Raw genomic sequence first — 3,552 nt, forward strand, 5'->3', positions numbered from 1 at the left:
GCTATGCGTACTTTCCCTCCAACTACTGCACCGTCGTGTACGTACCCTTCAACTAGTGCATCGTCTTTAACCTTGGTGGTTTTTCCATATACTATTCCAGTCTTTCCAACCCAGCAGTTGCCTTTCTGGCTGAGGTTCGCTTCACTTTCAATACAACCTCCTTCATCACCTTTTTTTACATTGTGTTCAGGGATGTCTCTTAGGGCTATAACTATCTTCACATCGACGTATTCTCCGACCTTAAAGTAATGTTGTGTCGTATACCCGCATTCATATTTTTTAGTCACTGTTTATGCTCCTTCTATAAGCCATTGTTAATCCTTGAATATTTATGCACCGCAGATAAAGGCGTATTCAATGTAAGAACGTCCCCCGATATAGACATCTCCATGTATTTCGCTATCTTCGCCAATGTAGGCACGACCTCTAATGACACCATCATATATTCTTCCATCAACTAGGGCATCGTCGAAGACCCTTGAATTCCCAACCACCCATCCAGTCTTTCCAACCCAGCATTCGTCATATTGACTGAGGTTATCTTCGCTTTCGATATACCCGCCTAAATCACCTTTTTTCACTTTGTGTCTTGGTATATCTCTTAAAGCTCTTGGTCTCTTTAGACAGACCTTCTTTCCGTTCTTTTTAGTTAAAACCAAGGTGCAGTCGTGGGTTAATTCGTATTTGTCATCCATCGTCGTATTCTCTTTAAGTGTCGCAGTTAAGCGACTTTTTCTTCTAGTTTGTTCCTTAGTGGATAGATCACGGCAGATTCAATGCGAGTATTTCCCCCGACAACTATAGAGCCAGCTAAGGAGCCACCTCTATCGACGTGAGCTCCACTGCATATAACTGCACCACAGCCCACTTCCCCTTCAACATGAGCAAACCTCCAATATTAACATCACCCGCTATTTCGCTTGCGCAAGTCATTGTTTTCACTACCCTATAGGATAGATAGTGCAATTTTTAAGGAGAGCGTTTCCACAAATACCGACCTTACCCCTCACTTGGCTAAATGCGTCAATATGGGTTTCACCGCCGATGATTGCATCCTCGCTCACGATTCCTTCAACTAGGGCATTGTCTATGATAATCGAACAGTCTAATACCATTCCATTTCGTCCAACCCAGCACTCGCCTTCCTGACTGAGGTTGTCTTCGCTTTCAACGTAGCCTCCTAAATCACCTTTTTTAACGTCGTGTAAGGGTATGTCTCTTAGGGCTCTAATGGTCTTCACCATGACCTTGTATCCGTTTATTAATATTTGTGGGGTGACATCCTCTAAAGTATCGTATTTGTCTTCGCACATTCTCTTAATCTTCTTTAAGTATTTGTTTCCGCCATCGGTTTTGTTTAAGTTTTTTAAATGACTTCGTTATCAATTAGTGGTAATATTACGCATGAGTCATGCTTAGTCAAGTAAAAAAGCATGACTAATGCGTATTATTTTAATATGACTGCAATTACAAGGCTTTAACTACGATAGAAGACTGATGTTGTTTTGATTTATGTGTTCATGCATAAGCTCGGGCATGATTAAGAAGACAGAAAAGAGCCCTTATTTAGGAGGGGAAGTAGGAATGCGTATTCGTGAAATACGACAGACAAAAGGAAAAACTATCGAAGAGTTGGCTAATGAAGCGTATGTGACCAAGGGCACTTTAAGCCGTTTTGAAAAGGGATGGAGTCCAACAAGTCTAAATTACGCTTTGTTTCTGCGTAATGAATACGGAATTAGCTTTGATTGGATATATGAAGGGGAGACGATCCTTAAGGCTCATAAGTCTCGAGGTTCAAAGCAAGACATCTTAGATCCTATGGCTATTGGGGCGAGGTTGAAGGGGTTGAGAGAGTCATTAGGGCTTAACCGAGTTGAATTCAGTAAACTAACAGGAATGTCTAATTCTGTTATATGTCAATATGAAAAAGGCGAAAGGACACCAAGAGTTGAAACTGCTATGAAAATAAAACAAGCAACGCAAAAGCCATTGGATTGGATCTACTTTGGCGATGAGATTATTGTGCCTAAAAGCGTTAGACGGGCTGAAAAACTGAAGAAAACAGGGTGATGGGGCTTGGAAATGGTCTAATTGGACAGGCTTGGACAGGCTTTGGACAGGCTTGGACAGGCTTTAAAACAAGCCTGTCCAGTTAAAATGAAAGCAATATCAAATACTTAGTTGTTCAATGGACAGGCTGACAGGCTTTTTCCTCTGAAACCTCTTATATATACGTAAATGTGCATATGTATAAAATTGTAATTTAATACAAAAAAAAATCTCTCGCGTGCGGACTTTTGGGCTAAAAAGCCTGTCAGCCTGTCCATCGGGTTATAACTTATTGAAAACACAGGATTTTAGGAGGACAGGCTTGTTTTAAAGCCTGTCCAAGCCTGTCCAAAGCCTGTCCAAGCCTGTCCACATGTGTCCACATCAACTGCACCAAAATGGCTTTAAGAGGCGCGGAGTTTTTAACGAATATCAAACTATCAAAACTTTTAGAAATAACTATCAAAACTTTTAGAAATGTGGTAATATCAGCTACTTAACACTACAATAACACAGGATCGCACGCGCAATGGCAAAAAGAGGAAGAAAATCCACTTACAATCAAAAACTCGTGGATTCCATCTTAAAGCAATTCAGATCTGGGGATGATTTAATCCAATGCTGCAAAGATCATAAATTGTCAGTTGATACATTTTACGACTGGGCAGATAAGAACTACGGCAATTGCGGTGATGATTACGAGAAAGCTAAAAAAGCCCATCTCGATAGCTTGGCTCATGAAACGAAGAAGTACATTCTTTCACCATTGACTGACGAAGAGAAGGAACATCCGTACGCATTCAAGAAACGTCAATTGCTGATTAAACATAACCAATTTGAATTAGAACGACGCCACAAGCAATATTACGGCAATCAAGTGACAATCGAAACTAAAAACCACATCGATATCAAAGCTATGATCGTTAAATTAAATTCAGACGCTGAATCTGCGATCAAAAAAGTTGATGAAATAAAAGCCAAGCGGATTGAGGCTAACAAATAGCCCTCATTCAATCAGAAACAGCCCTACAATGCTCTTTAGCCCCAAGAGCTTTGTGATGCATCATCTCCCATAGATTATTAAATCTACATGCCTTTCTGTCAATTTAAAGCTTTTCCCGCTTTGGGGCTCTTTCAGGGCAAAAGGGACGCCAATAGACACTATCTAAAATATTGCCTATACCTTATATAAAATATCGCCTAAAACCCATTTATAATATCGCCTTTGAGCTATATAAAAAGTTAATTTAAAGTTAGCCTAAAAGAGCCCCCTAGGCTCCCCCAACTCCTTTTCTCGGGGGCTGTAAACGCTTCACAGCCACAATTTTTTATAATTTTTTATAATTTTTATAATTTTATAATTTCCCAATTTTCATCATTTTTTATAGTAATTTTTGTCCTTTGTATATCCCAAATTTTTATCATTTTTTATAGTAATTTTTCATAAAAAAGCTAGCAATATTAAGTATTTAGTGCTATATTACTTTGTCGTTCCTCTCT

General features: G+C 39.4%; 5 protein-coding genes and 1 pseudogene. 2 read left to right on the forward strand and 4 right to left on the reverse strand.

The annotated features are described in order from the left end of the window. From H0G72_RS05725 to H0G72_RS05735, 4 genes and pseudogenes are all read right to left on the reverse strand, one after another. Positions 1 to 287 (reverse strand): annotated as a pseudogene (locus tag H0G72_RS05725) (hypothetical protein); the annotation flags it as partial. A 42-nt stretch (positions 288 to 329) separates the two neighbouring features. Next, the gene (locus tag H0G72_RS05730) at positions 330 to 581 is read right to left on the reverse strand and encodes a hypothetical protein (RefSeq protein WP_182017816.1); all 252 of its coding nucleotides are present in this window, start codon (positions 579 to 581) and stop codon (positions 330 to 332) included. A gap of 229 nt (positions 582 to 810) precedes the next feature. After that, a complete protein-coding gene (locus H0G72_RS06355) occupies positions 811 to 933 on the reverse strand; it encodes a hypothetical protein (protein WP_259345171.1) in 123 nt (40 codons plus the stop codon). Between the two features lie 8 nt (positions 934 to 941). Continuing rightward, a complete protein-coding gene (locus H0G72_RS05735; protein ID WP_182017812.1) occupies positions 942 to 1,244 on the reverse strand; it encodes a hypothetical protein in 303 nt (100 codons plus the stop codon). Positions 1,245 to 1,536: 292 nt separating this feature from the next. Here H0G72_RS05735 and H0G72_RS05740 point away from each other — a divergent pair, with 292 nt between their 5' ends. Further along, the gene (locus H0G72_RS05740; RefSeq protein WP_182017813.1) at positions 1,537 to 2,073 is read left to right on the forward strand and encodes a helix-turn-helix domain-containing protein; all 537 of its coding nucleotides are present in this window, start codon (positions 1,537 to 1,539) and stop codon (positions 2,071 to 2,073) included. Positions 2,074 to 2,581: 508 nt separating this feature from the next. Then, positions 2,582 to 3,055 carry a terminase small subunit-like protein gene (locus H0G72_RS05750; RefSeq protein ID WP_182017815.1) on the forward strand — a complete coding sequence of 158 codons (474 nt, stop codon included), beginning with the start codon at positions 2,582 to 2,584 and terminating at the stop codon, positions 3,053 to 3,055. Positions 3,056 to 3,552: the final 497 nt, after the last annotated feature.

The sequence above is a fragment of the Candidatus Liberibacter sp. genome (assembly GCF_014048425.1).
GTDB lineage: Bacteria > Pseudomonadota > Alphaproteobacteria > Rhizobiales > Rhizobiaceae > Liberibacter.